The organism is Streptomyces sp. NPDC047117 (assembly GCF_040643545.1).
In the GTDB taxonomy this organism is placed as follows: domain Bacteria; phylum Actinomycetota; class Actinomycetes; order Streptomycetales; family Streptomycetaceae; genus Streptomyces.
Genome location: NZ_JBEYUN010000010.1, coordinates 277703 through 302620, shown reverse-complemented (window position 1 = coordinate 302620; position 24918 = coordinate 277703). Strand labels below are relative to the sequence as shown.

Annotated in this window: 25 protein-coding genes and 1 pseudogene; 13 read left to right on the top strand and 13 right to left on the bottom strand. The window is 71.8% G+C overall.

The window, feature by feature from the left end:
• Positions 1–80: 80 nt before the first annotated feature.
• From ABZ840_RS21700 to ABZ840_RS21670, 7 genes and pseudogenes are all read right to left on the bottom strand, one after another.
• Positions 81–188: pseudogene (locus ABZ840_RS21700) on the bottom strand (DUF2510 domain-containing protein); the annotation flags it as partial.
• A 69-nt stretch (positions 189–257) separates the two neighbouring features.
• Positions 258–935, bottom strand: coding sequence for a uracil-DNA glycosylase (locus ABZ840_RS21695; protein WP_361561707.1), 678 nt, complete (start codon positions 933–935; stop codon positions 258–260).
• A 244-nt stretch (positions 936–1179) separates the two neighbouring features.
• Positions 1180–2277 carry an exo-alpha-sialidase gene (locus ABZ840_RS21690; RefSeq protein WP_361561706.1) on the bottom strand — a complete coding sequence of 366 codons (1098 nt, stop codon included), beginning with the start codon at positions 2275–2277 and terminating at the stop codon, positions 1180–1182.
• Between the two features lie 186 nt (positions 2278–2463).
• Positions 2464–3672: a bifunctional glutamate N-acetyltransferase/amino-acid acetyltransferase ArgJ gene (argJ, locus tag ABZ840_RS21685; protein WP_361561705.1), complete on the bottom strand. Its 1209-nt coding sequence runs from the start codon at positions 3670–3672 to the stop codon at positions 2464–2466.
• Between the two features lie 70 nt (positions 3673–3742).
• Entirely contained in the window at positions 3743–5005 is a 1263-nt protein-coding gene (gene rocD, locus ABZ840_RS21680) for an ornithine--oxo-acid transaminase (RefSeq protein WP_361561704.1), read from the bottom strand.
• Complete coding sequence (gene ddaH, locus ABZ840_RS21675; RefSeq protein WP_361561703.1) at positions 5002–5922, bottom strand: dimethylargininase; 921 nt, start codon at positions 5920–5922, stop codon at positions 5002–5004. Before ddaH ends, rocD begins: the two co-directional genes overlap by 4 nt.
• Positions 5923–6146: 224 nt before the next feature.
• Positions 6147–6668 (bottom strand): Lrp/AsnC family transcriptional regulator, encoded by a 522-nt coding sequence (locus tag ABZ840_RS21670; RefSeq protein WP_361561702.1) that lies wholly within the window; start codon positions 6666–6668, stop codon positions 6147–6149.
• A gap of 236 nt (positions 6669–6904) precedes the next feature.
• On the opposite strand from ABZ840_RS21670, the gene ABZ840_RS21665 reads away from it, so the two are divergent.
• The 3 genes from ABZ840_RS21665 to ABZ840_RS21655 are packed head-to-tail and all read left to right on the top strand — an operon-like array spanning position 6905 to position 8943.
• On the top strand, positions 6905–7342 hold the full coding sequence (locus ABZ840_RS21665; protein ID WP_361561701.1) for a hypothetical protein: 438 nt from the start codon (positions 6905–6907) through the stop codon (positions 7340–7342).
• Positions 7339–8544: a glycosyltransferase family 4 protein gene (locus ABZ840_RS21660; protein ID WP_361561700.1), complete on the top strand. Its 1206-nt coding sequence runs from the start codon at positions 7339–7341 to the stop codon at positions 8542–8544. The genes ABZ840_RS21665 and ABZ840_RS21660 overlap by 4 nt, the downstream gene beginning before the upstream one ends.
• A 9-nt stretch (positions 8545–8553) precedes the next feature.
• The gene (locus ABZ840_RS21655) at positions 8554–8943 is read left to right on the top strand and encodes a BlaI/MecI/CopY family transcriptional regulator (protein WP_361561699.1); all 390 of its coding nucleotides are present in this window, start codon (positions 8554–8556) and stop codon (positions 8941–8943) included.
• Between the two features lie 26 nt (positions 8944–8969).
• Here the strand turns inward: ABZ840_RS21655 and ABZ840_RS21650 are convergent, their stop codons facing one another.
• A complete protein-coding gene (locus tag ABZ840_RS21650) occupies positions 8970–10226 on the bottom strand; it encodes a DUF418 domain-containing protein (RefSeq protein WP_361561698.1) in 1257 nt (418 codons plus the stop codon).
• 240 nt (positions 10227–10466) lie between these two features.
• Here ABZ840_RS21650 and ABZ840_RS21645 point away from each other — a divergent pair, with 240 nt between their 5' ends.
• The 4 genes from ABZ840_RS21645 to ABZ840_RS21630 all read left to right on the top strand — a co-directional run bounded on the left by ABZ840_RS21645 (position 10467) and on the right by ABZ840_RS21630 (position 15623).
• A complete protein-coding gene (locus ABZ840_RS21645; protein WP_361561697.1) occupies positions 10467–11666 on the top strand; it encodes a glycosyltransferase in 1200 nt (399 codons plus the stop codon).
• Between the two features lie 35 nt (positions 11667–11701).
• Positions 11702–12904, top strand: coding sequence for an MFS transporter (locus ABZ840_RS21640; protein ID WP_361561696.1), 1203 nt, complete (start codon positions 11702–11704; stop codon positions 12902–12904).
• 132 nt (positions 12905–13036) lie between these two features.
• Positions 13037–13999, top strand: a complete 963-nt coding sequence (locus ABZ840_RS21635; protein WP_361561695.1) for an alpha/beta hydrolase — start codon at positions 13037–13039, stop codon at positions 13997–13999.
• Positions 13992–15623 carry an NAD(P)/FAD-dependent oxidoreductase gene (locus tag ABZ840_RS21630; protein WP_361561694.1) on the top strand — a complete coding sequence of 544 codons (1632 nt, stop codon included), beginning with the start codon at positions 13992–13994 and terminating at the stop codon, positions 15621–15623. Before ABZ840_RS21635 ends, ABZ840_RS21630 begins: the two co-directional genes overlap by 8 nt.
• A 9-nt stretch (positions 15624–15632) precedes the next feature.
• Here ABZ840_RS21630 and ABZ840_RS21625 read toward each other — a convergent pair whose 3' ends face one another.
• The 5 genes from ABZ840_RS21625 to ABZ840_RS21605 all read right to left on the bottom strand — a co-directional run bounded on the left by ABZ840_RS21625 (position 15633) and on the right by ABZ840_RS21605 (position 20113).
• On the bottom strand, positions 15633–16193 hold the full coding sequence (locus tag ABZ840_RS21625; protein WP_361561693.1) for a helix-turn-helix domain-containing protein: 561 nt from the start codon (positions 16191–16193) through the stop codon (positions 15633–15635).
• Positions 16190–17698 (bottom strand): MFS transporter, encoded by a 1509-nt coding sequence (locus tag ABZ840_RS21620; RefSeq protein WP_361561692.1) that lies wholly within the window; start codon positions 17696–17698, stop codon positions 16190–16192. Before ABZ840_RS21620 ends, ABZ840_RS21625 begins: the two co-directional genes overlap by 4 nt.
• A 206-nt stretch (positions 17699–17904) precedes the next feature.
• Positions 17905–18585 (bottom strand): DUF899 family protein, encoded by a 681-nt coding sequence (locus ABZ840_RS21615; protein WP_361561691.1) that lies wholly within the window; start codon positions 18583–18585, stop codon positions 17905–17907.
• A 150-nt stretch (positions 18586–18735) separates the two neighbouring features.
• Positions 18736–19053 carry a cupin domain-containing protein gene (locus ABZ840_RS21610; protein ID WP_361561690.1) on the bottom strand — a complete coding sequence of 106 codons (318 nt, stop codon included), beginning with the start codon at positions 19051–19053 and terminating at the stop codon, positions 18736–18738.
• A 163-nt stretch (positions 19054–19216) separates the two neighbouring features.
• A complete protein-coding gene (locus ABZ840_RS21605; RefSeq protein WP_361561689.1) occupies positions 19217–20113 on the bottom strand; it encodes a LysR family transcriptional regulator in 897 nt (298 codons plus the stop codon).
• Between the two features lie 84 nt (positions 20114–20197).
• On the opposite strand from ABZ840_RS21605, the gene ABZ840_RS21600 reads away from it, so the two are divergent.
• From ABZ840_RS21600 to ABZ840_RS21575, 6 genes are all read left to right on the top strand, one after another.
• A complete protein-coding gene (locus ABZ840_RS21600; RefSeq protein WP_361561688.1) occupies positions 20198–21127 on the top strand; it encodes an EamA family transporter in 930 nt (309 codons plus the stop codon).
• A 399-nt stretch (positions 21128–21526) separates the two neighbouring features.
• Positions 21527–21847 (top strand): hypothetical protein, encoded by a 321-nt coding sequence (locus tag ABZ840_RS21595; RefSeq protein WP_361561687.1) that lies wholly within the window; start codon positions 21527–21529, stop codon positions 21845–21847.
• A 237-nt stretch (positions 21848–22084) separates the two neighbouring features.
• Positions 22085–23185 carry an NADH:flavin oxidoreductase/NADH oxidase gene (locus tag ABZ840_RS21590; RefSeq protein WP_361561686.1) on the top strand — a complete coding sequence of 367 codons (1101 nt, stop codon included), beginning with the start codon at positions 22085–22087 and terminating at the stop codon, positions 23183–23185.
• 143 nt (positions 23186–23328) lie between these two features.
• On the top strand, positions 23329–23712 hold the full coding sequence (locus ABZ840_RS21585) for a VOC family protein (protein ID WP_361561685.1): 384 nt from the start codon (positions 23329–23331) through the stop codon (positions 23710–23712).
• A gap of 69 nt (positions 23713–23781) precedes the next feature.
• The gene (locus ABZ840_RS21580; RefSeq protein ID WP_361561684.1) at positions 23782–24213 is read left to right on the top strand and encodes a hypothetical protein; all 432 of its coding nucleotides are present in this window, start codon (positions 23782–23784) and stop codon (positions 24211–24213) included.
• Between the two features lie 181 nt (positions 24214–24394).
• On the top strand, positions 24395–24826 hold the full coding sequence (locus tag ABZ840_RS21575) for a hypothetical protein (protein ID WP_361561683.1): 432 nt from the start codon (positions 24395–24397) through the stop codon (positions 24824–24826).
• Positions 24827–24918: the final 92 nt, after the last annotated feature.

Genomic DNA, 24918 nt, shown 5'->3' with positions numbered 1-24918 from the left:
GCCTGCCCCTGCGCCGATCCTTGTGCCGACCCCTGCTGCTGTGCCTGACCCTGACCGGCCTGGTGCCGGCCCTGGCTGCCCGGGTGCGTGTGCTCGGTCCACCGGGTGCCGTCCCACCAGCGCAGTTGGTCGGGCGTGCCCTGCGGGTCGGCGTACCAGCCCGCCGGGACGTTCGTGTTCGTGGTCATGCGGGCACACTATCCCTCCAGGTCAGGGCAGCCGCCAGGCCACCAGGTCAGGGCGGCGGCGGCTTCCGGTCAGGGCAGCTGCCAGGCGACCGGTTCGGCCCCCTGCCGGGCCAGCAGGTCGTTGACCCGGCTGAACGGCCGCGAGCCGAAGAACCCCCGGTCCGCCGACATGGGCGAGGGGTGCGCCGACTCGACCGACGGCACCTGTCCGAGCAGCGGGCGCAGATTACGCGCGTCGCGTCCCCACAGAACGGCCACCATCGGACGCCCGCGCGCGGCCAGCGCGCGGATCGCCTGCTCCGTGACCTCTTCCCAGCCCTTGCCGCGATGGGCGGCGGGCTTACGGGGCGCGGTCGTCAGGGCACGGTTCAGCAGCAGCACGCCCTGCTGCGTCCACGGTGTCAGGTCCCCGTTGGCCGGCCGCGGCAGCCCGAGGTCGGAGTGCATCTCGCGGAAGATGTTCTCCAGGCTGCCCGGGAGCGGCCGCACCTCCGGCGCCACCGAGAAGCTCAGCCCGACGGCATGTCCGGGGGTGGGGTAGGGGTCCTGCCCGACGATGAGCACACGCACGTCGTCGAAGGGCTGTTGGAAGGCGCGCAGCACGTTGCTGCCGGCCGGGAGGTACGTACGTCCCGAGGCGATCTCCGCCCGCAGGAAGTCGCCCATCGCGGCGATCCGTCCGGCGACGGGCTCAAGTGCCTTGGCCCAGCCCGGTTCGACGATTTCATGGAGAGGTCGTGCAGCCACGGCGTCACCCTACTGGCCGTGCGGTGGTCCCTATCAACCCGCGCCCCCTTCCCCGGTCACTTCCACAGCCACCTCGCTCGGATCACGCCATCCCCGGTCACACCCGACCGGCTCACCACCCCCTCGTACGACCGCCGCCTGCGGCCATCGCCCATGCGCGGTCCCGCACGCGTCTCCGTCTGCGTCAGCGCTCGTGCGTAGCCTGCGTACGTATCCGCCCAGGCGTCTGTGGCTCCCCGCTCTTCTAAGCCACCGCCGCCGCCCGTACGCAGAGGACGTCCGGCAGGTGGGCGGCGAGTTGTTGCCAGGTGTCGCCGTCGTCCGCGCTGGCGAACACCTCGCCGTTGCGGTTGCCGAAGTACACGCCCGCCGGGTCCGCGTCGTCCACGGAGAGCGCGTCGCGCAGCACCGTGCCGTAGTGGTCCTCCTGCGGCAGCCCCGCGCTCAGCGCCTCCCAGCTGTTGCCGGCGTCGGACGTGCGGAACACCCGGCAGCGGTGGTCGGCCGGCACCCGGTCCATGTCCGCGGTGATCGGGAAGACGTACGCAACGTCGCCGCGGTGCGGGTGGGCGGCAACCGCGAACCCGAAGTCCGACGGCAGTCCGGTCCCGATGTCCGTCCACGTCCCGCCCGCGTCGTCGCTGCGGTACACGCCCCAGTGGTTCTGGAGGTAGAGGCGGTCGCGGTCGGCCGAATCCTGCGCGATCTTGTGGACGCACTGGCCGAACTCGGGGTCCGGGTCGGGCAGGAAGACCGCCTTCACGCCGCTGTTCGACGGGGACCAGCTCGCGCCGCCGTCGCGGGTGCGGAAGACCCCGGCCGTCGACACCGCCACCGTCACCGCATCGGCGGTGCGCGGGTCGGTGATCACCGTGTGCACGGCGAGGCCGCCGCCACCGGGCACCCACTGGTCGTGCGAGGGGTGCTCCCACAGCGACCGCACCAGCTCGAACGACTCGCCGCCGTCCTCGGACCGGAAGAGCGCGCCCGGCTCCGTACCGGCGTAGACCACGTCGGGCGCGGCGGGGCCGGCGGGCTGGAGCTGCCACACCCGCTCCAGCGAGCTTCCGGTGTAATCCGGGTACTTCACCGCGGCGCGCTTCGGCTCGACCCAGCTCTTGCCGAGGTCGTCGGAGTGGAACACCGAGGGGCCGTAGTGCGCGCTGTCCGCGCCGGCCAGCAGCCGGGGCGTCGCGCGGCGGGTGTCGATACCGATCGAGTAGACCGCCTGGGCGGGGAAATGGGGCTCGCTCAGCTCCCACGTGCCCCGCCTTCGCCGGCCGATGAACAGGCCCTTCCGGGTCCCTACCGCGAGAAGGACATCCTGCGTGCCCATGGTCATGTCACTGCACCTCCGAACGCCGTTGTTCCAGGTACGAGTCAGTCTGCACCCGACCACTGACAACGGCGCTCGGAGCGGTATCCGCGCAGGTCGGACAGGGCGTGGCGACCAGTGCAGGGGGCACGGGCCGACCCGGTGCCGGGGCGCGGGCGAGGCCCCGGCGTCGGCCGCCGGCGCGGACGCGCGTCAGGTCGTGTAGTCGGCGTTGACGCGGATGTAGCCCTCGGTGAGGTCGCAGCCGTAGACCGTGGCCGTGGCGTCTCCGGTGCCTAGCCCGATCGTGATGTCGACCTCGTCCCGCCGCATCGTCTCCGCCAGCTTCTCCAGCGTGTCCGGCCCCGGCTCCTCCGGGTACACCTCGGTCTCGCCGAACCGTACGGTCACCTTCGCCGGTTCGATGTCCGTGTCCTCGGTGTTCTTGCCGATGGCCATCACGACCCGGCCCCAGTTCGGGTCGGCGCCGTGTACGGCGGTCTTGACCAGCGGAGAGTTCACCACGCTCTTGGCGACCCGCTTGGCCTGCGCGTAGTCGGCGGCCTGCGCCACCGTGACGCGCAGCAGCTTGCTCGCGCCCTCCCCGTCGCTCGCCAGTTGCTGGGTGAGGTCGAGGCAGACATCGGTGAGTGCTGCCGAGAAGGCCGTGAGGTCGACGGGGCCGGTCGCCCCGTTGGCGAGCACGGCCACCGTGTCGGAGGTGGAGGTGTCCGTGTCCACGCTCAGGCAGTTGAAGGTCTTCTCGACCGCGCCCCGGAGCGCGCCGTCCAGCTCGGCGGGGGAGAGGTCCGCGTCGGTGAAGAGGTACGCCAGCATCGTCGCCATGTTCGGCTCCAGCATGCCGACGCCCTTGGCGACGCCGACGATGCGGGCTCCGCCGACGGTCCGGGCGCTGGTCTTCGGGCGGGTGTCGGTGGTCATCATCGCCCGAGCCACATCGACGGGGCCCGCTTCGAAGGCCGCCGTGCCGCGCTCCGCCGTCATCTCCAAGTGCGCGCGTATGGCGGCCATCGGGAGCGGGCGTCCGATCACGCCGGTGGACCCGATGAGGACGGCGTCGGCCGGGACGCCCAGGATCGCGGCGACCCGGCCGACCACCTCGGCCGCGTTCTCCTCGCCCTGCCGGCCGGTGGCCACGTTGGCGTTCTGCGCCAGAGTGGTGACGGCGCGCAGGTGCCCGCCGGCGGCGTGCGCCCGGCTGAGCACCACCGCGGGGCCCGCGAAGCGGCTGCGGGTGAACATCGCGGCGCTGACGGACGGGCGGTCCGACGCCACGATCGAGAGGTCGTCCCCGTGCGCCCGCAGGCCTCCGTTGCCGGTGTAGGCACGGAAGCCCACAGGCCAGTCCGGCTCGCTCGTGTCCGCCGTATCCGCGGATGACTGTGAATCAATATGTGTCATGCCGCATATAGTTACGGATCATTGTCGGCGAGGCCAGCTATTTTGTTGTGCATGGCCGGATGGCTATGCGTTACTCGCTCAGTACCCGTCCCAGGGCCTCGACCGCCGACGAGAGTTCGCCCTTCTCGATGGTCAGCGGCGGGGCGAGCCGGATGGTGGAGCCGTGGGTGTCCTTGACCAGGACGCCTTCCCGCATGAGGCGTTCGCTGATCGCGCGGCCCGTGCCCAGCGCGGGGTCGACGTCCACCCCCGCCCACAGGCCGCGTGCCCGGTAGCCGGTGACACCCTTGCCGACCAGGCCGTCGAGCCCGGTGCGCAGCACCTCGCCCAGTTCGGTGGCGCGGCGCTGGTACTCGCCGGTGCTCAGCAGCCCGATGACGGCCGAGCCGACCGCGGTGGCCAGCGGGTTCCCGCCGAACGTCGAGCCGTGCTCGCCCGGGTGCAGCACCTCCAGCACCTCGCGGCGGGCGACGACGGCGGAGACCGGGACGATGCCGCCGCCGAGCGCCTTGCCGAGCAGCAGGACGTCGGGGACCACGCCCTCGTGTTCCACGGCCAGCGTGCGGCCCGTACGCCCCAGGCCGGACTGGATCTCGTCGGCGATGAACAGGCAGCCGGTCCGCCGGGTCAACTCGCGGACGCCGGTGAGGTAGCCGTCGTCGGGGATGACCACGCCGGCCTCGCCCTGGATCGGCTCGATGAGCACGGCGGCCGTGGTCTCGTCCACGGCCGCTTCGAGGGCGGCGAGGTCGTTGTACGGGACGACGCGGAAGCCGGGCGTGTAGGGGCCGTACCCCGCGCGTGCCTGAGGGTCGGTGGAGAAGCTGACGAGCGTGGTGGTGCGGCCGTGGAAGTTGTCCGCGGCGACCACGATCGTGGCCTGGTCGGGAGCGACGCCCTTGACGTCGTACGCCCACTTGCGGGCCACCTTGATGCCGCTCTCCACGGCCTCGGCGCCGGTGTTCATGGGCAGGACCATGTCCAGGCCCGTCAGGGCCGCCAGCTCCTCGGCGAAGCCGGCCAGCCGGTCGTGGTGGAAGGCGCGCGAGGTGAGGGTGACCTGGTCGAGCTGGCGGTGTGCGGCCTCGATGAGCGCCGGGTGGCGGTGGCCGAAGTTCAGGGCCGAGTACCCGGCGAGCATGTCGAGGTACCGGCGGCCCTCGACGTCCTCGACCCAGACGCCCTCGGCGCGCGCCACGACCACCGGGAGCGGGTGGTAGTTGTGCGCGAGGACGGGGGCCTCCGCGCGGATCAGCTCCGCCGACGAGCGGGTGGCCGGGTCCTGCGGCGAGCGGCTCTGGGGGGCGGCGGAGGGGCGGGTGGGCGCGGTCATGGACGGACCTCCTGGGTGCAGCACTTGATGCCGCCGCCGGCCTTGTGGAACTCCGACAGGTCGACGGGGACGGGGACGTAGCCGTGGCGGGCGAGCTGTTCGACGAGCCCCTCGGCCTGCGGGGCGACGAAGACGTGGCAGCCGTCGGAGACGGAGTTGAGGCCGAACGCCATCGCGTCCTCCCGGGTGGCCGTCACTGCCTCGGGGAACAGCCGGCGCAGCACTTCCAGGCTGCCGGGTGAGAAGGCTTCCGGGTAGTAGGCGACGTTGGTGTCGTCGAGCGCGAAGAGGGCGGTGTCGAGGTGGTAGAAGTACGGGTCCACCAGCTGCAGGCCGATCGTCGGCACGCCGAGGAACTCCTGCACCTCCCCGTGCGCCTCCCGCGTCGTACGGAAGCCCGTACCGGCCAGGAGGTAGTCGCCGACCGGTACGAGGTCGCCCTCGCCCTCGCACACCGCCTCCGGGGTCCGTACGTCGAACCCGGCCGCCCGGAACCATGCCTCGTACGCGGCGGACTCGGGGCGGCGTTCCGGGGCGAGGAAGCGTGAGCCGAACACGCGGCCGCCCACGACGAGCGCCGAGTTCGCCGCGAACACCATGTCCGGCAGCTCCGCCACCGGCTCCACGGTCTCGATCGTGTGGCCGTGGTCGCGGTACGCCTGGACCAGCGCCGCCCACTGGCGCTGCGCCAGCGCGGTGTCCACCGGCGCGGCGTCGCGCATCCAGGGGTTGATGGCGTAGCGCACCTCGAAGTGGCGCGGTTCGCAGACCAGGTAGCGCCGCGGACGCGGTACACGAGGCGGGCGCACGATCGTGCGCACGGCCTCTTCGGGCACGGCCGCTACCGGTATGGCCCCGGCGGGGACGGGCTCGACGGGCACGGGCTCGCGCACGAGTGCGGACACGGGTTCGGGCACGGCGGGGTCCTCCGTTTCCGGCGACACGGCAAGGGGCGTCCCACCGGTGACGCGGGGTCATCGGTGGGTGACGTTGGGATGTCTCAACGGTAGAAAGCCGCTGTTGTGCCGGACAAGTCCGGAACGCTGCGTACCGGCGCAGCGAACGTGCGCAGATGGTCGGTTCCGCGCAGGGTTCGTGCGTCGGTGGAACGGGTGTGTCCGATGATCCGTGTGGGGTCGCCCTAACGGACGGGGGAGGCGGAGTCGTCGGGGCCGTAGCCCTGGACGGCGGAGGATCCTGCGCCGGCCTCCGGGCTGTCCGGGATCAGGTGCGAGAGGACCATGTAGCTGATCGTCTTGCGGATGAAGGACTCGGTCCGGATGCGCTCCAGCACCTCTTCGAAGTGCTCCACGTCGGTCGCCCGGACGTGCAGCAGCGCGTCGGCGCCGCCGGAGACCGTCATGGCGGCGGTGATCTCGGGGTACCTGCGGACGACCTCGGCGATCCGGCGGGGCGGCGCCGCGCCGTCGCAGTACACCTCGATGTACGCCTCGGTGCGCCAGCCGAGCGCGGCGGGCCGGACCGTTGCGGTGAACCCCGTGATCACGCCGGTTTCGCGCATCCGGTCCACCCGGCGTTTGACCGCGGTGGCAGACAGGCCGATGGCCGTGCCGATCTCGGCGAAGCTGGTCCTGGCGTTCGCGGTCAGGGCCGCGATGATCTTGCGGTCCAACTCGTCGAGCGGGCCGGATGCGTGGGCCATGGCGGGTGGTTCCTCCGTCGCAGGGTGCTGGCCGTACGGATCCTATGGAGCGCGCCGCGCGGAGAGGTTCAGGGCGCCCCGCCGGCCCCGGATGTCGTGGCCCGCAGGCGTCGGAGGAGCCGTACGGGGTACCCGGGCGGTCCGTGCGGTGATCACCGGCCCCGTGGTCCTACATCCTGTAGGGTTACTGACCGTGACCCTACAGGTTGTCGGATCAGCTGCAGGAGGAGCGCGTCATGCACGACCCGCCGGACCGCACCGGGCCCGCACACGCCGAAGTGGCCGAGGTCTGGCCGCGTGACGGCCGGGTCCGGATCATCGGCCGAGTCGTGGGCGCGGCCACCGGAGCCGGCGCGCTGATCGCCCGGGTGCGCGGCGCACCCGACGCGGCACTGCGACTGTCAGCCGAGGGCCGGGAAACGCGGTTCGAGGTGTCCGTCCCGCTGGACGGGCTCGCCGCCGCCACGCCGGAGGGCGAACGGGTCTGGGACCTCTACCTCGTCCCCGACGGGCAGGAGGAGGAACTCCGGCTGGGGCGTCATCTGGACGACGTGCACGGCAAGAAGAAGATCTTCACTTACCCCGCCCAGACCTCCGACGGCCGGCGGTTCGAGCCGTACTACACCATTCAGGACAACCTCTCGATCGTCTGCGACGGGGAGGTCGCCCGATGAAAATCCGCTTCCTGCTGCTCAACGCCTACGCGGTGGGCGGGACCGTGCGCACCGTCGTCAACCAGGCCAACGCGCTCGCCGCCGCCGGCCACGACGTCGAGGTCGTGAGCGTCCACCGGCACCGCGCCGAACCCCGCTTCCCGCTGCACCCCGGCGTCCGGCTGACCCCGCTGGTCGACGGCACCGACCCGCCGTCCCGCTGGACCCGTCCGCTCGCGTACCGGCGGCGGCGCCGCCCCAGCCGGCTCGTCCCGGAGGCCGAGGTCCGCTACGACCGGTTCAACCGCCTGACCGACCAGCGCGTCGTGCGCTACCTGCGCTCCCTGCGCGACGGCGTGCTGATCACCACCCGGCCCGCCCTGAACCTCCTTTCCGCCCGCTTCGCGCCCGCGTCGGTCGTCCGCGTCGGCCAGGAACACCTGCACTACTCCCACCACAAGCCGGAACTCGCCCGCGAGATCGACCGCTGGTACCCGCGGCTGGACGCGGTGACCGTGCTGACCGCGGCCGACGAGGACGCCTACCGGCAGCGGCTCGGCGACGGCGGCGTCCGCGTCGTCTGCGTCCCCAACCCGCTCTCCGAAGAGGGCGTCCCGCCGCTCTCCGCGCTCGACCGGCCGCTCGTCGTCGCCGCCGGCCGGCTGGTCAAGGGCAAGGGCTTCGCCAAGCTCATCAAGGCCTTCGAGCCGGTCGCCCGGGCGCACCCCGAATGGCAGCTGCGCATCTTCGGGGCGGGACCCGAACACGACCGCCTGCGGAAGCTCATCCACGACCGGCATCTCTACAACCACGTCTACCTGATGGGCGCCACGCAGGAGTTCGACCAGGAGCTCGCCAAGGCCTCGGTCTTCGCCCTCGCCTCACGACGCGAGGGGTTCGGCATGGTGCTGGCCGAGGCGATGAGCCACGGCATCCCGCCGGTGAGCTTCGACTGCCCGCACGGCCCCCGCGAGATCATCACCGACGGCGAGGACGGCCTGCTCGTACCCCTCGGCGACATCGAGGGGATGACCGCCGCGCTCACCCGCCTCGTCGAGGACCGCGACCTGCGCAGGAAGCTCGGCGGGCGCGCCGCGGAGGCGGCCCGCCGCTACGCCCCCGACCGCATCCGCGGCCGGTGGGAGGAGCTGCTGGCCGAGCTGCTCGCGGCCAAGGGAAAGGCGGGCCGGTCGGGCGGCGCGGGTGCGCCCTACGAGCTGTAGGGTGCACGCATGACAGGGAGAAACCCTCGTGGCAGAGGGGAACGCCGCAGCGCCGGGACGCTGGAGAGCGAGGTACTGGCCGCCCTGTGGGCGACCGAGGAGCCGCTGACGCCGGCGGAGGTGCAGGCCGGGATCGGCGGCGACCTCGCGTACAACACCATCCACACCATCCTGAAGCGGCTGCACGACAAGGACTTGGTCGTACGGGACGCCGGAGGCCGGCGCGGCGCCTACCGGCCGGCCAAGAACGCCGCCGAACTGACCGCGGAGATGATGCACCAGGCCCTGGACAAGGGGCCGGATCCGATCGCCGCGCTGGAGCAGTTCGTCACCGGCCTCAGCGCCGAGGAGGAGGCCGCGCTGCGCGGGTTCCTGGCCGCCGGCCGCGACGGTCACTGACCCGACCGGCCGCCCGGCGGCAGGACTCATCGGACGTGACGCGCCGGCTGGGTGGCCCGGTACAGCAGGTACTCCAGCGGCCCGCGCCGGAACAGCCGCCGCCACACGAGAGCGAACACCATCGCGCCGACGGCGAAGCCCAGCAGCGTCAGCGGCTCACTGGCGTCGGACCAGTCCTCCGTGCCCAGCGTCCGGATGGCCACGATGTGCAGCACGTACGCCGTCAGGGACATCGCGCCGACCGCGATGACCGGCGCGGCCACCCGCCGGAAGCCGGGCAGCCGGTCCAGGGCGAGGAAACAGCCGGCCACCACGAGGAGGGCGACGCCGGTGTTGCCCATGATCGACGGGGTGGTCTGGCTGTGCGGCGCGGCCACCAGCAGCCACTCCCGGAAGAGGACGGTGGGCTCGCCGACGGTGTCGGACCACCAGGCCGAGGACGGGGAGTCGCCGTCCGAGCCCGCCGCGACGGCGGCGGAGACGTTCGGGATCAGGCGCATGGCCAGCCAGGAGCCGCCGTAACCGAGCGCCGCCAGCGCGGCACCCGTGTACGCGAGCCGGATCCGCACCGCGGTCCGGGTGAGGTCGAGCCGGGCCACCGCCATGCCGGCGATCAGGAACGGAATCCAGGTCAGCACCGGATACGAGCCGGTGAACAGCAGGTCCATGACGCCGTCGTAGCCGTTGACCGCGCGCAGCGGATCGTGGGCGTCGACCACATCGCCCCAGCTGCTCCCGGCGATCCAGACCTTGAGCAGGAACAGGTCCTGGGGGAACACCAGCGCCGTGGCGGCGGCGATCGTCGCGAGGGCGCCCGCGCCGAGCCGGTACAGGGGGAGTGCCACGACGAACGCCACCGCGTAGTAGGCGAGGATCACGTCGATGGAGGTGTCCAGTGCGGTGAGCGCCGTTCCCAGGACCAGCAGGATGACCGCGCGGATGGAGACCCGGGTCATGGCCTGCCGGCCCGCGCGCCCGGTGCGGGGTTCGGGGCGGCCGGTGATGAGGACGATCGAGAAGCCGGCGAGCAGCGCGAAGAGGGCGGAGGAGCGGCCCCGCGCGACCTCCATGAAAAAGCCCACCGGGCCGCCGTCCGACGGGTCGGGGCCCACATGGGCCGCGAACATGCCCAGTACCGCGAGGCCGCGGGCGAGGTCGACGCCGACCAGCCGGGCGGTGCCGGTCCCGGCGGCAGGCGGTGACGGGCAGTCAGGTGTGGCGGCCCTGGACCGGCCGCCCCGGGGTGCCGTCTCCCGCGCACCGGACGGAGTGCGCGACGGCATGGATAAGTGACGCATCCTGGGCAGATTCTGCGGCATGGGCCCAAGATGCCCGCATCGGGCGGAGCGGGGAACGGTTCATGGGAATTCAGTGACGCATTCGTCACTGCGCGGTACGGTGCGCCCCGCTCAAAGGCTCCGGAATCCGGACGGTTAGGCTGCTCAACAGTTGTTGATTTTCCCCAGTCCCAGCCGCGTACGACCTGGATGACGGCTGCGCGGCGTCCGAGGGAGCGAACCATCTTGCGCATCCTTTTCACCGCCCAGGCCAGCTATTCGCACCTCGCGCCGCTGGTGCTGCCGGCGGCCGAGAGCGCCCGGCGGGCGGGTCACGAGGTGGCCGTCGCCACCGGGGCGGCCGTCGCGGACCACATCGAGCGGCGCGGGCTGACCGCGCTGCGGCTGCCGAACGTGGTGGGGCTCGGCGAGGAGCTGCAACGGGGCGACCTGCGGCCGCCGGCCGACATGCGCCGGTTCGGCTCGGTCACCATCGAGCTGGAGCCGGAGTTCTTCGCGCGCGCCTTCGTGGGCCGGCTGGCCGGCCCCTGCGCCCGCGATCTCGTCGAGGTGTGCCGCGACTGGCGCCCCGACCTGATCCTGCACGAGTCCACCGAGTTCGGCGGCTATCTGGCCGGTGAACGGCTCGGCATCCCGCACGGCGTACTGGACATCGCCCCCATGGCGCCGTACGGCCACCCGGCCGTCACCGAGGAGATCAACAAGCAGCGCGCCGAGCTGGGCATGGACCCGGTCGCCGACCCCTGGCACGTCTTCCGCACCTTCCGGGCAGGCGTCGTGCCGGAGGACTTCTACCCCGAGGCACAGCGGCTGCCCAGCGCCCACTACTACCGGGTGCCCGCGCCCGCCGCCGAGGAGATCCTCGACCCGGAGATCGCCGGGCTGCCCGCCGACCGCCCGCTCGTCCTCGCCACGCTGGGCTCCAACGCGACCCACTTCCCCGGCGACGGCGCCGCGCGCCTCCTCGACACCATCATCGGGGCGCTCGGCGAACTGCCGGTCACCGGCGTCGTCGCGCTCGGCGCCGGCAACGACCCGGCGGAGTGGACCGGCGCCCGCGCCGACAACGTCCACCTGACCTCGTTCGTCCAGCAGGAGCTGCTCCTGCGGTCGAGCGACGCGTTCATCACGCACGCCGGCTTCAACGGGACCCGCGAGGCGCTGGCCGCCGGCGTCCCCATGGTGGCCGTCCCGCTCTTCGCCGAGCAGTCCCACAACGCCGCCCGGCTCCAGGAGATCGGTGTGGGCCGCCGTATCGACGTCCAGGACCTCACACGCGAATCCCTGGCCACGGCCGTACGTTCCGTACTGGAGGACCGCGTCTGCCGTGCCCGCGCGCGGGCCCTGCAGCGCCGTTCCCACGCCCTCCCCGGCCTGGACCGGCTGGTCACGGACGCGGTGGCCGCCACGGCGGACGCGAGCTGAGGCACCGGAGCGCGACCGGCTCGTACCGTGGGGACATGATCGTTCGTCAAGGTGCGGGCCGACGCCCCGGCTATCCGGCAGCGGCGGCCGTGTTCGCCGTGGGCATGGCGGGCACCACGCTGCCCACCCCGCTCTACGGGCTGTACCGCCAGGAACTCGGCTTCTCGGAGCTGATCGTGACGGTGGTGTTCGCCGTCTACGCGCTCGGCGTCATCGCCGTACTGCTGCTCGCGGGGAACTACTCCGACCGGGTCGGCCGCCGCCCCGTCCTGTTCGCGGCGCTGGCCTTCTCCGCGCTCAGCGCCGTGTGCTTCCTGAGCGAGGGCGGTCTGCCGCTGCTCTTCGCCGGCCGGCTGCTCTCCGGCTTCTCCGCCGGGCTGTTCAGCGGCGCCGCCACCGCCGCGGTGCTCGAACTGGCCCCGCAGGAAAGGAAGTCGCGTGCCGGGTTCGCCGCCGCGGCCGCGAACATGGGCGGTCTCGGCTGCGGCCCGCTGCTGGCGGGGATCCTCGCCCAGTACGCGCCGTGGCCGCTCAGCCTGCCCTTCCTCGCCCACCTCGCGCTGCTCGTGCCCGCGTGCGTCCTGGTACTGCTGCTGCCCGAGACGGTCGACCACCCCCAGCGGTGGCCACGGCTCGCACCGCAGGGCCTGGTCGTACCGGCCGAGGCCCGCAGTGTGTTCGCGCCCTCGGCGTTCGCCGCCTTCGCCGGATTCTCGCTGCTGGGCCTCTTCACCGCCGTGGCCCCGGCCTTCGAGGCCCAGACGCTGGGCGTGGCGAACCTCGCGGTGTCGGGCGCGGTGGTCTCCTCGGTCTTCCTGGGCTCGACGGCGGGGCAGTCGCTGACGGGGAAGCTGGGGGCGCGCCGGGCGCTCCCGTGCGGCTGTTTCGTCCTCGTGGCGGGGCTCGCGATGGTGGCGGGCTCGCTCGTCGCCGAACTGCTGCCGCTGCTCGTCGCCGGCGCCCTGTGCGGCGGCCTCGGCCAGGGGCTGGCCTTCCGCGCGGCCCTGACGTCCGTCGCGGCCGCCGCGCCCGCCGAACACCGCGGCGGCACCATCTCCACCTTCTTCGTCGTCGCCTACACCGGAATCTCCCTCCCGGTCGTCGGCGTCGGCGCCCTCACCGTCGCCCTCGGACTCCGCGGCGCGGGCCTGACCTTCACGGCCTGCGTCGCCGTACTGGCCGCCTGCACCGGCGCCCACCTGCTGCGGAGGCCGCTGCCCGAGCAGAACGGCGGCTGACGGGACCGCTCGTGAGGGGGAGTGAGGCCGGAGGTGCTCTGCCGTTGCGCGGAGAACGACCTTACGGTGGTGCGTCGGCGCTCGTGACCGCGCGGACGACGCGAAGGCGCGCCGATGAGAGGAGCTGGTGTCATGCCGCTGGAACCCGTATCCCAGGCGTTTCTGGCCCAACTCGCCGAGGCCGACGGCCCGGCGATCCATGAGTCGACACCGGCGATCGCCCGGATGAGCGGGCCGGTCCTGGCCGGGCTGAGCGGGCGCGGCCCGGAGGTCGGCGCCGTACGGAACCTCCGGCTCGACGGCAAGGGAGGCCGGTTCCGGGTCCGCGTCCTCCGGCCCGAAGGCGTGCCGCGGGCGGTCATCGTCTACTACCACGGCGGTGGCTGGGTCCTCGGCGACATCGACCTGCAGTACGACCACGTGGGCCGCAGGCTGGCGAACGCCACACAGTCGACCGTGGTGCTCGTCAACTACCGCAAGGCCCCCGAGCACCCCTTCCCGACCGCCGTCGAGGACAGCTGGACCGCTCTGCAATGGGTGGCCGCACACGCCGCCGAGCTGGCGCCCGAGGGCGCTCCGCTGATCGTCGCGGGGGACAGCGCGGGCGGGAACATCAGCGCGGTGATGACGCTGTGGGCGCGCGACAAGGCGGGGCCGAGGATCGACCACCAGGTCCTGATCTATCCCGTGACCGACTGCGACCCGGACACCGCGTCCTACCTGGCGCCCGAGAACCAGTTGCTGCTCAGCCGGGACACCATGCGGTGGTTCTGGGGGCACTACCTCGCGGACGAGGCGGCCCGCACCCACCCGGACGCGTCCCCGCTGCGCGCCACGAGCCACGCGGGACTGCCGCCGGCGCTGGTGTACGTCGCCCAGTACGACCCCCTGCACGACGAAGGCGTCGCATACGCACGGGCGTTGGAGGAGGCAGGGGTGCCGGTCACGCTCGCCGAGGCCGAGGGCCAGATGCACGCGTACTTCCAGATGGCCGGCATCCTCCCCGGCCAGGAAACCGGCATGAACGTCGTCGCCGACCACATCAACCGCTTCGTCGCCTCGTTCGCCCGGGGGAGCGTGAGCAGCCATGTCTGACCGCATGTCCGGTGCCCCGCGGGGCTCGGCCCCCGATCTCGACGTCATCATCATCGGTGCCGGTTTCGCGGGCCTCTACCAACTGCACAGGCTGCGCCAACTCGGTTACGCAGCACGGATCATCGAGGCGGGCGACGACGTCGGCGGCACCTGGTACTGGAACCGCTACCCGGGTGCGCGCTGCGACATCGAGTCCGTCGAGTACTCCTACTCCTTCGACCCGGCGCTCCAGCAGGAGTGGGACTGGAGCGAGCGCTACGCCGCCCAGCCGGAGCTGCTGTCCTACGCACGGCACGTCGCGGACCGCTACGGCCTGCGCGAGGACATCACCTTCGGCACCCGGGTCGAGCGACTGGACTGGGACGAGGACACGCACCGGTGGACGGTGACGACCGACGACGGGACGTCCCGGACCGCGCGGTACGTGATCGCGGCGACCGGGTGCCTCTCGGTCCCCTCCCGGCCCGTCTTCGAAGGACTGGAGGACTTCGCGGGCGAGGTGTACTGGACGTCCGGCTGGCCGCACGACGGCGTCGACCTGGCGGGGAAGCGGGTCGCCGTCATCGGCACCGGTTCGTCCGGACTCCAGACGATCACCGCCATCGCGCCCGTCGTCGCGGAACTCACCGTCTTCCAGCGCACGCCGAGCTTCGCCGTGCCGGCCCACAACGGGCCCAACGAGGAGCGGCTGGCCGAGGCCCGGAAGCACTACCCCGAGATCCGGGAGTACAGCCGGATGTCGCGCACCGGCTTCCGGTGCCCGGAGAGCACACGCACCCTGACGGAGACCGGCGCCGAGGAGATCCGGCGCGAGCTCGACACACGGTGGGCCGACGGCGGCCTGTGCTTCTCCAGCGCCTTCAAGGACGTCCTCAGGGACGCCCAGGCCAACGAGGTCGCCGCCGAGTACGTGCGCGGCCGGATCCGCGCGAAGGTCCGGGACCCGGAGCTGGCCGAGAAGCTGTCGCCGCGTACGTATCCGATCGCCAGCAAGCGGATGTGCGTCGACACCGGCTACTTCGAGGTCTACAACCAGGACCATGTGTCGCTCGTCGACCTCAACGAACAGCCGGTCCGCCGCATCACCGCACGCGGGATCGTCACCGGCGGAGCGGACCACGAGCGCGCGTACGACTGCGACGTGATCGTCCTCGCCACCGGCTTCGACGCGATGACCGGCGCGCTGAACGCCATGGAGATACGCGGCGAGGGCCGCACCCTGCGCGAGAAGTGGGCACACGGACCGCGTACGTACCTGGGACTGATGTCGGCCGGCTTCCCGAACCTCTTCATGGTCACCGGCCCGCAGAGCCCGTCGGTGCTGTCCAACATGATGACCTCGATCGAGTACCACGTCGACTGGATCACCCGCGCGCTGGAGTACCTCCGCGAGCGCGGGCTGCACCGCATGGAGGCGGTGCCCGAGGCCGAGGACAACTGGGTGAACACCACCAACGACCTCGCGGACCTCACGCTGATGCCGCAGGCCGCCTCGTGGTACATGGGCGCCAACATCCCTGGAAAACAACGGGTGTTCATGCCGTTCATCGGCGGCGTCGGAACGTACCGGCAGATCGGTGACGGCGTGGCGGTGGCGCACTACCACGGGTTCGAGCTGGCCTGAGCCCGTGCGTCAGGCCCCGGCGGCCAGGGTGTCGAGCAGCAGGGCGCCCAGGTCGCCCGGTGCCACCTCGCCGAGCTCGTCGAACGCCCCGGAGCCCCGGCCCAGCGCGACCCCGATGATCGCCGCGACGATCATCTCGGCCCGCAGCCGGGGCCGCTCCAGCCCCTCCGCCGCGAAGCGCCGGTGCAGGGGCTCCACCAGCCGCTCGTGGAGCGCGGCGCGCGCGGCCCCCTCGGCCGCCGGCTCGGCCAGGTGCTGGACGGCGACCTGGAGGACGGGGACGAGCCCCCGGTGGTCGGCCCGCTTCAGGATGTACAGCAGCCGTTCCGGGTCGAGCAGGTCGCTCGGATCCGCGTCGCCGTGCTCGGCCTCGACCGTGGCCAGGTACAGCTGCGTCTTGCCCCCGAAGTAGCGGGCGATGAGGGCGGGGTCCACGCCCGCGTGCCGGCCGATGTCGCGGGTCGTGGTGCGGTCGAAACCGCGCTCGGCGAAGAGCTCGCCCGCCGCGCGCAGCAGCGACTCGCGACTGCGTGCCGAGTCCCTGCGGCGTGCTTCCTGCGTCCCGCTCACCGCTGTGCCTCCGTGTCCGCCGTGCCTCCGGAGCCGCGCCCCGTCGCGATCACCCTACGTGCCGCGTCGCCCGGCGCCGGCTCATGGGACTCCGACACCTTCCGGGACGGCGCGGCGGGGCGCTGCTTGCGCACCAGCAGGTACCCGGTGAGGGCGGTGAGCACCCAGACCGCGCAGCCGGCGAGCCCGGCGACCCGGTACCCGTGTTCGGCGGGCAGCCCCTGCGCCCCCGGGTGGGCGGCGAGGACGGCCGCGCTGAACGCGCTGCCCCCGGAGTACCCGATGTACTTCACCACCTGGTTGAAGCTCATCGCGCTGCTCGTCTCGTGCGCCGGCACCGCACCCACGATCAGCGCGGGCATCACGGACATGGTGACACCGGCGCCCAGACCGATGAGCCCCATGGCGACGAACGCCTCCCAGAGCCCGCCCCGTACGCCCGTGAACAGCGCGGTGCCGCACAGGCAGATCAGGCAGCCCAGGGGCAGCAGCCGGCCCGGCGGGACGGTGCGGGAGACCAGCCGGACGAGCCGGCCCGACACCATGCTGGCCACCGAGAAGGGCGTCAGGATCAGCCCGGCGACCACGACCGAGGCGCCGAACCCGTAACCGGCCGACTCCGGCGTCTGGACGTACTGGGGCACCAGCGACAGCATCACGTACATCCCCACCCCGGAGAGCAGCGCCGTGAGGTCGGAGGCGAGCACCGACCGGTCGCGGACCAGCCGCATGTCCACCAGCGGGTGCTCGGTGCGCAGCTCGTGCACCATCCACCAGACCAGCAGCAGCACCGAGACCGCGACCAGACCGAGCAGCCGCCCCGACGCCCAGCCCCAACGGCCGCCCACCGTGGTCGCGTAGAGCAGCCCGGCCAGCCCCGCGGCCAGCAGCACAGCGCCGAGGACGTCCAGCGGATGCTTGGGCCGCTGCGGCGAGGGGGGAAGCACGACGGCGAGGGCGGCCAGCGCCAGCGCAGCGGCCACCGTCGCGAACCAGAAGCCCGCGTGCAGCCCCAGGTACTGGGCGAGTATGCCGGTGAGCGGGTAGCCCAGGCCCACGCCGGCGGCGGCGGTGAGAGAAAGGGTGGCCACGGTGTGCCGGGCGCGCTCGGGCGGCAGGGCGTCCCGCGCGGTGGCCATGGCCAGCGGGGTGAGCGCGATGCCGATGCCTTGGAACGCGCGCCCCACGACCAGCCCGGTGAAACCGGTCGGCAGGGCCGCCAGCAGACTCCCCGCGAGCGTGAGCGCCAGCCCGCCGAGGATGACCCGCCGACGCTGCGGTCCGTCCCCCAGCCGCCCCATCAGCGGCGTCACCACCGCGCCCACCAGCATGGTCACCGTCAGCGACCACTGGGCCACGTCCAGGGACACATGGTCGACCCGCGCGATCGTCGGGATCAGCGGCGCCCCCAGACTGCTGACGACCGCCACCAGCATCCCCACCGAGAGCAGCACCGGCACCAGCGCCCGCTCCTTCCACGAGGGGGTCGTACCTGCGTCGCGCACAGCGGTTTCCTCCTGTCGAACCGGCCGCCCGGTCATGTCATCAAGTGATGTCATCATACGGTGACAAGGGGGTGCCCGGTGTGCGCCTGGTTGTTGCGAGCATGGCGAAGGGCGCCCACGGGCCGGAGTGTGATCTCCGTCCGGGGCGCCCTGCGGGTGCGCTCTACGTGGCCTTCCAAGGCCTTCTGGAAACTGCCTACTGCCTGCTAATAGCTGAGCGCGGCGTTCCAGTCGCCGCGGCCTCGGCGGGTGAGGTCGAGGAGGTGCCACACCGGGGCGAGCAGGTCGATGCCGCGCTCGTCGATGTCGTCGGACATCCTCGGGTGGGCCGAGTAGAAGTGGCGTACGGACCCGTCGCTGTCGCGGGTGAACACCGACACGGTCGAGTCCTGGTTGCCCTCGGCGTCCTCGCTGCCGAGGTCGTACTTGAAGGTGCTCGCTCCGGCGCTGAGCAGACGCAGGTTCGTCCACCCCCGGTCGCGGGCGTGCGCGCGCAGGGCGGGCAGCTCGGCCGCGGCGACGACCACGAGGTCCACGTTCTGCGCGATGTGGTGGGCGATTCCGTTGAACCCGTCGAGCCACATCGTGCACATGGGGCAGGGCTCCGTCTGTCGCTTGCCGTACATGAGCTGGTAGACCACCAGCTCGCGATCGGGCCCGGTGAACAGCTCACTCAGCCGCACGGACTGCACCGGCGTGTCACCGGCGCTCAGGTCCGCAGGGCCTTCCTCGAACACGTAGTCCTCGACGACGGGGCCCGGTGGCAGCCGACGCCGCATCTCAGCGACCTGCTCGCGATGGCGCATCAGGTCGATCTCGGCTTCGCGCAGCTTCTCGCGGGCGCCGGTGTAGTCAGCGGACTCCGCGGTGAGATGGGTCTGACGCATAGCTGCCTCCTGGTCGACCGGCATGTGGTGGCTGCTGCGTTGCCGCCATTGTCGGCCCGCTCGCGAGGGCCTGCCAAGGCAACCGGGCCAAGGCAACCGGGGAGCCCGACTCCCGGCGACAGCGGCTCCTGCCGCCGGAGGGCGTCCGTTTCAGGGTGCGGCAGGTGCTGACGCGTGTGCCGCGGGCTCCTTGAGCTCGATCTCGACGAAGGCCAGGAAGGAGTCGCCCGCGTTGACGACCTCGTGCTCGGCGCCTGCGGGACGTGTGTAGGACACGCCCGCCCTCAGTTCTGATGAGGCTGCTCCACCGGCTGTGAGGATCCTGGTCGTGCCGTCGGTGAGCGGCACCACGACGTAGTCGTGCTCGTGCACGTGCGGACCTGTGCTGGTGCCGGGCTCGAAATCCCAGCGGGTGACGCGTACGCGTGCATCGTCCTGCTGCACCGTGGCCCGTGCCGTGGTCGCCATCACGATTCCTTCCGTCCGGTGTGTTCGGTGTGCCGGGCACAGGCTAATCCCGCTGATCACGGCATCTGACGGGGCTCTTCGATGTCCGGGCCGACGGGGGCCGGCCGGGGTGTTGCCCGGTCGTGGACCGCTCGGATCGCCCGGGCCGCCCGGATGGCCCGGACTACCCGGACTGCCCCGACCGCTTGACGAGGAGGTCGGTGACCAGGGCGAGCGGCGGCCAGTCCAGGCGACCGTGGCGGGCGACGGCGTACGCGCGCTGTTCTACGTCGGGGGCGGTGAGCGGGAGGAACCGTACAGCCGGGAACGTGACGGTCCCCAGCGGGAGCAGGCCCACGCCGAGCCCAGCCGTGATCATGCCCTGTACGAGGTCGAGGCTGTCGGCCTGGTGGGTGATGTGCGGGGTGAAGCCCGCCATGGAGGCAAGCGTGCGGATGACGGTCTCGTCCGCGGTGTTGCGCGAGTTGACGATCCAGTCCTGCCCGGCGAGCTGGGCGAAGACCTCCAGCGAGGTCCCCTCCCGGATGCCGGCCTGCGCGGGGACACCCAGGCCCCAGCGGGCGGCCCACAGGGCAGTGGTGTTCACCACGGGGTCCTCGGCCGCGGGCGCCAGGTTGTAGTCGTAGGTCAGGGCCAGATCGGTGGCGTCCTCGGCCAGGAGCTGCAGTGCCTCGGCGGGTTCGTGTTCGCGGACCAGGACACGGAGGCGGGGGTGGCTCGTGGTCAGGGCGGTGACGATGGGCAGCAGGTGGGCGCGGATGGCGGTGGCGAAGCCTGCCACGCGCAGGGTGCCGTTGGGCTCGCCTCCCGGGGCGAGGTCGTGGCGCGCCGTCTCGACGGCGGAGAGGATCGTCACCGCGTGCTCGGCCAGCCGGCGGCCCGCGGGCGTCAGCCGGACCATGCGCCCGTGCGGTTCGGTCAACGCGGTGCCCACTTCGTCCGCCAGGGCGGCGATCTGCTGCGAGACCGTCGAGGTGGTCGTGGCCAGTGTGTCGGCCACCGCACGCATGGACCCCAGGCGGGACAGCTCCACCAGCATCCGCAGTCGGCGCGTCTCCATTCCACCATTGTCCACGATCTGCGAACGGACTGTTGATGATCGGCACGTGGACGCGAACGGTCCGAACACCGTCTACTCGGATCCATGAGCTTGCTGAAACACCGCACAGGTCCGCGCCTGCCCACGTCCGCGACCGGGGCCCTGATGGCCGTTGCCTCCATGTCCACCATCCAGCTCGGCCTGGCGCTGTCGGTTCCGCTGGTCGATCAGCTCGGAGCCCTGGGCGCGACAGGGCTGCGGCTGGCGTGGGCCGGTCTGCTCCTGCTGGCCCTGATACGGCCCCGCCTGCGCGACTTCGCCGGCCGCGACCTGGTGGCGTGCACCATGCTGGGCGCGGTCAGCGCGGGCATGATGGTGTTCTTCATGCTCGCCGTGACCCGGCTGCCGCTCGGCACGGCCAGCGCGCTGGAATTCCTCGGCCCGCTGGCCGTATCCCTCTACGGCCCGGGCCGCGGCCGTAAACGCTGGACAGCCATGGCCGCCATCGGTGTCGTCGCACTGACCGAACCCTGGCGTGGCGGCATCGACGCGGCCGGCGCGGGCTTCGCACTGGCCGCCGCGGCCTGCTGGGCGGCCTACATCCTGCTGACCCAACGCGTGGGCGACTCCGTGACCGGTCTCAACGGACTGGCCGTCTCCATGCCCGTCGCCGGCCTCATCGGCCTCCTCGTCGCAGCCCCCTCCGACCTGGAACACGCCACCTGGAAGCTGCTCGGAGCCATGCTGGGGCTGGCCGCGCTGGGCGCCGTACTGCCCTTCGCCCTCGAGTTCCTCGCCCTGCGCCGCCTCACGACCTCCGCCTTCGGCACCCTGATGAGCCTGGAACCGGCCATCGCACTCCTCGCCGGCCTGCTGGTACTCGGCCAAATACCCGACCTGGCACCCGCAGTCGGCGTCGCCTTCGTAGTGACCGCCGGCATAGGCGCCACCCACACCGGCGCCCGCCCCACCCCGCCAACCCCCGAACCCCACGACGCCCGTACGTCCACCACAGTGAGCTCGACGCCGAGCTGAACCGCCCAGCCACCGGGGCTGATTGCACTGCCGACGAGCATCATCGAACGGTGATCGCGTCCTGCGCCTGTTGCGTCGCACGGCGCAGGGCGATGGTCGCGGTGGGCAGCGGAATGTTGACATGGGTGGTGGCAGGCGTGGCAGGGGAAGGGACGGCTCCCTTTCGGGGAGTGAAGTGCGCCGGGGCAGTAGGGCGGCTGTAGGGCGTAATGGGCGCACTGGGGCGTTGGCGCGCCTCTCGCCCTCACGCGCCACGGTTGTTGCGTCGGCCATCACTGGTTGGTTTTCGCGTCAGCAGGTGCGGGCGCAGTCCATGGCTGAACACGCTCAGTGGCGCAGACAAGTGCGTCGTGATGCGTACGGCGCCTTTCTGGTGCCTGCCGGCGAGTGCGGAACGCTTTGAAGATCGCTGGACGTGCGTTCGTCGGGGAACGGGATACGGAAGAGATCGACCGCCGGCTGCAGGAAGCTCACGACCAATTGGCATTGGCGCAGGCCGCTCGCAGTGTCTACACGACGCTCCGGTCCATGCACACGACCCTCCTCGCATTGCGCGACTCCCCGGCGGACAGTCCCGATGGGAACGCCCGCTTCCTGGAACGGCACGCCGTCGAAGTGGGCCGGCTCTCGGAACGCATCGGCCACTTCGCCGCCGTGGCTCGGGATGCGCTTGATGGCGTCGGGGGCTTCGGTGTTGCCGCAATCGTGCGGAGAAGGTGAGCGGACGCGTGGACCCCGTTGCTGGAGCCGGTCGCGTGATGCAAGCCACGCGGCCTGTGGTCAGGAATGCTCTCTGGCGTGATCGTGTTGTACGAGAAGTGTCGTAGTTCGGCATCCGTTCGTCGGGCGGTCTGGTTAGTTCGATGATTGCCGTACTACGATGTCTGTCGTACCAAGGCTTCGGGCTTGCTCTGTCCGGGGCCGACTCCGCCCTCGTTCACGTACAGGGAGCCCGTTGTGAGCGCACTGTTCGAGCCGATCACCCTTCGGTCGCTGACCATTCCCAACCGTCTGTGGATGGCTCCGATGTGCCAGTACTCGGCGGCGCCGGACGGGCCCGAGCAGGGGGCGCCCAATGACTGGCACTTTCAGCATCTGGCTGCGCGGGCCGTGGGCGGTACGGGGCTGATCATTGCCGAGGCGACCGCGGTCAGTCCGGAGGGGCGGATCAGCCCGTATGACCTGGGGCTGTGGAACGACACCCAGGTCGCGGCGTTCCGTCGCATCACCGACTTCGTCAAGGCGCAGGGTGCCGTCGCCGGTATTCAGATAGCTCATGCCGGGCGCAAGGCCAGCACCGAGCGGACGTGGGTGGATCGGGGTGCGCCGATTGCTCCTGGTGAGGGGCATGGGTGGCAGCCGGTCGCGCCGAGTGCGGTGGCGTTCGACGGGAAGTCGACGGAGCCGGCGGAGCTGTCCGTGGCGGAGATCAAGGAGATCGTGGAGCAGTTCGCGGCGACCGCGCGGCGGGCGCTGGAGGCCGGGTTCCAGGTCGCTGAGATTCACGGTGCGCACGGGTACCTGATCAATGAGTTCCTGTCGCCCTTCACGAACCGGCGCACCGATGAGTACGGCGGGTCGTACGAGAACCGCGTGCGCTTCGCGCTGGAGGTCGTGGACGCGGTGCGGGCGGTGTGGCCCGAGGACCTGCCGCTGTTCTTCCGTATCTCGGCGACCGACTGGCTGAGCGAGAACGCGGAGGACGGGCGTACCGGGTGGACCGCGGATGAGACCGTGCGGTTCGCTGGTGAGCTGAAGGCGCATGGGGTGGATCTGCTGGACACCTCCACCGGTGGCAACGCGCCGGACGCGAAGATCGAGGCCGTGCCGAACTACCAGGTGCCGTTCGCCACGCGCGTCAAGGAGGAGACCGGGCTGCCGGTGGGGGCCGTGGGGCTGATCACCGAGGCGCAGCAGGCGGAGAAGATCGTCGCGGACGGCGAGGCGGATGCGGTGCTGCTCGGGCGCGAGCTGCTGCGTACGCCGTACTTCGCTCAGCAGGCCGCCCGCGAGCTGGGTGCCACGCCGCACATTGCCCAGCAGTACCACCGCGCCTGATCGCACAACGCCCAGCAGTACCAACGCGCCTGATCGCGCATACTGGGCCTGATCGTTCACACCGCCCGGCCCGTGCCGCACTCCGTCGAGTGCCGCGCGGGCCGGGCTGGAATGTCCGTTCGCCGGCCCGGAGGTGCCATGTCATGCCGCCGCAGATGAGGCTTACCGCGATCACGCTCGACTGTCCCGACCCGTTGGCGCTGGCGGCGTTCTATCAGCAGGCGACCGGGCTTGCGCCGCATCCGGAGTCGACTGGGGAATTTGCGGCGCTCCGCGGTGGGGACGAGGGCGGGGGCGGGATTGTTCTCGGGTTTCAGCGGGTGGGTGAGTATCGGGCGCCGACCTGGCCGGACCAGATCGTTCCGCAGCAGCTTCATTTGTGTTTTGCGGTGGATGACTTGGATGAGTCCGAGGAGCGGCTGGTCGGGCTGGGGGCCGGGAAGCCGGAGCTTCAGCCGTGTGAGGGGCGGTGGCGGGTGCTCACGGATCCTGCCGGGCATCCCTTCTGCCTGGTCGGTGGGGGATAGAGCAGTGGTGCCGTCATCGAGCAGGCGCAGATTCTGACCACGCACAATCTGGCCACATTGGTGCACCGTGTGGGCATCGCTCCCGTAGCCGGTCCGCGGGACCTGGCGGTCCGCTGCTTCACCGCCGTGTGCCGGCTGACGGCCCGGATACCGGGGCAGCCGCGTCCGCCGGCCACCGTCAAGGATGCGGCGTACGCGTGGCGGCAGATGGTCTTTCACTTGTCGCTGTGCGCACCTGATGAGCAGCGGCGGATCGTCGGCGGGATGGACGGGGAGGTGGCCCGGCATCCTGCCCATGTCGCCGCGCGGCTCGCACCTGTGCTCGCCGGGCTGCGGCCGGTCCTCGGTGGTGGGCAGTTCGGCGCCGACGGTATGGCGGACGGGGGCCGGGCACGCCGGTTCCTCGGCTGGACGACCGATGGCCGTCACTGGTTGGCCGAGCCGGCCGCGCCGGACCTCGAAGGCCAACGCCCCAACGGCGCGCAGAGGTGGCAGGAGTAGTCGCAACCGCAACGTGCCGCCGGGTATTGGCTGGAGATGTGCCCTCTGCGCGGCGCTGATCGGATGCGCGGAAAATGCCCTCCCGGTGCGCGGTCGCCGTTCGTAGGATGCGGCCGTGCCCGGCGCGTGCCGGCTTGCCTTTCCCGATGCGGGGGACGGTTCACCGGAGGGACGTGACGACATGCAGCGGATGGCGAGCGCCGCGGCGGTGGTGCTGGCGGCAGCCCTGCTCGTGGGGTGTCAGCCGACGGAGGGCCAGGACCGGGCCGTGGGGTGTGCGAAGTTCGCACTCGCGGTGTCCGACGCCATTGGCGACCTGGAACACGCCGTACTGGAGTCCGCCCTCGACCAGGAGGCGGACGCGGCGGTCGATGCCCTGGACAAGGCGGCCGGTGAGCTGACGCAGCGGTCGGCCGGCGCTGAGGTGCAGCAGGCCGCTGCCGCGGTCCGCGAGGCGGCGGGCCAGGTACGCGTGGCGCTGGCCGAGGGCCGTACGCCGGACCTGGCGCCCTTGCAGAGCGCGGGCCTGCGCCTGATCAAGGCGTGCCCTCGCGGAGCGGCCGAGCCCGTGCCCGGCGGCGCGGGGGGAGTAACGGGTGGCGCGGGGGAGTAACGGGCGGCGCGGGGAGTAACCGCGTGGCGCGGGGAGTAACCGGGCGCCGGGCGCCCGCTGTGCAGACGCCCGGCGACCGGGGTGAGTCACAT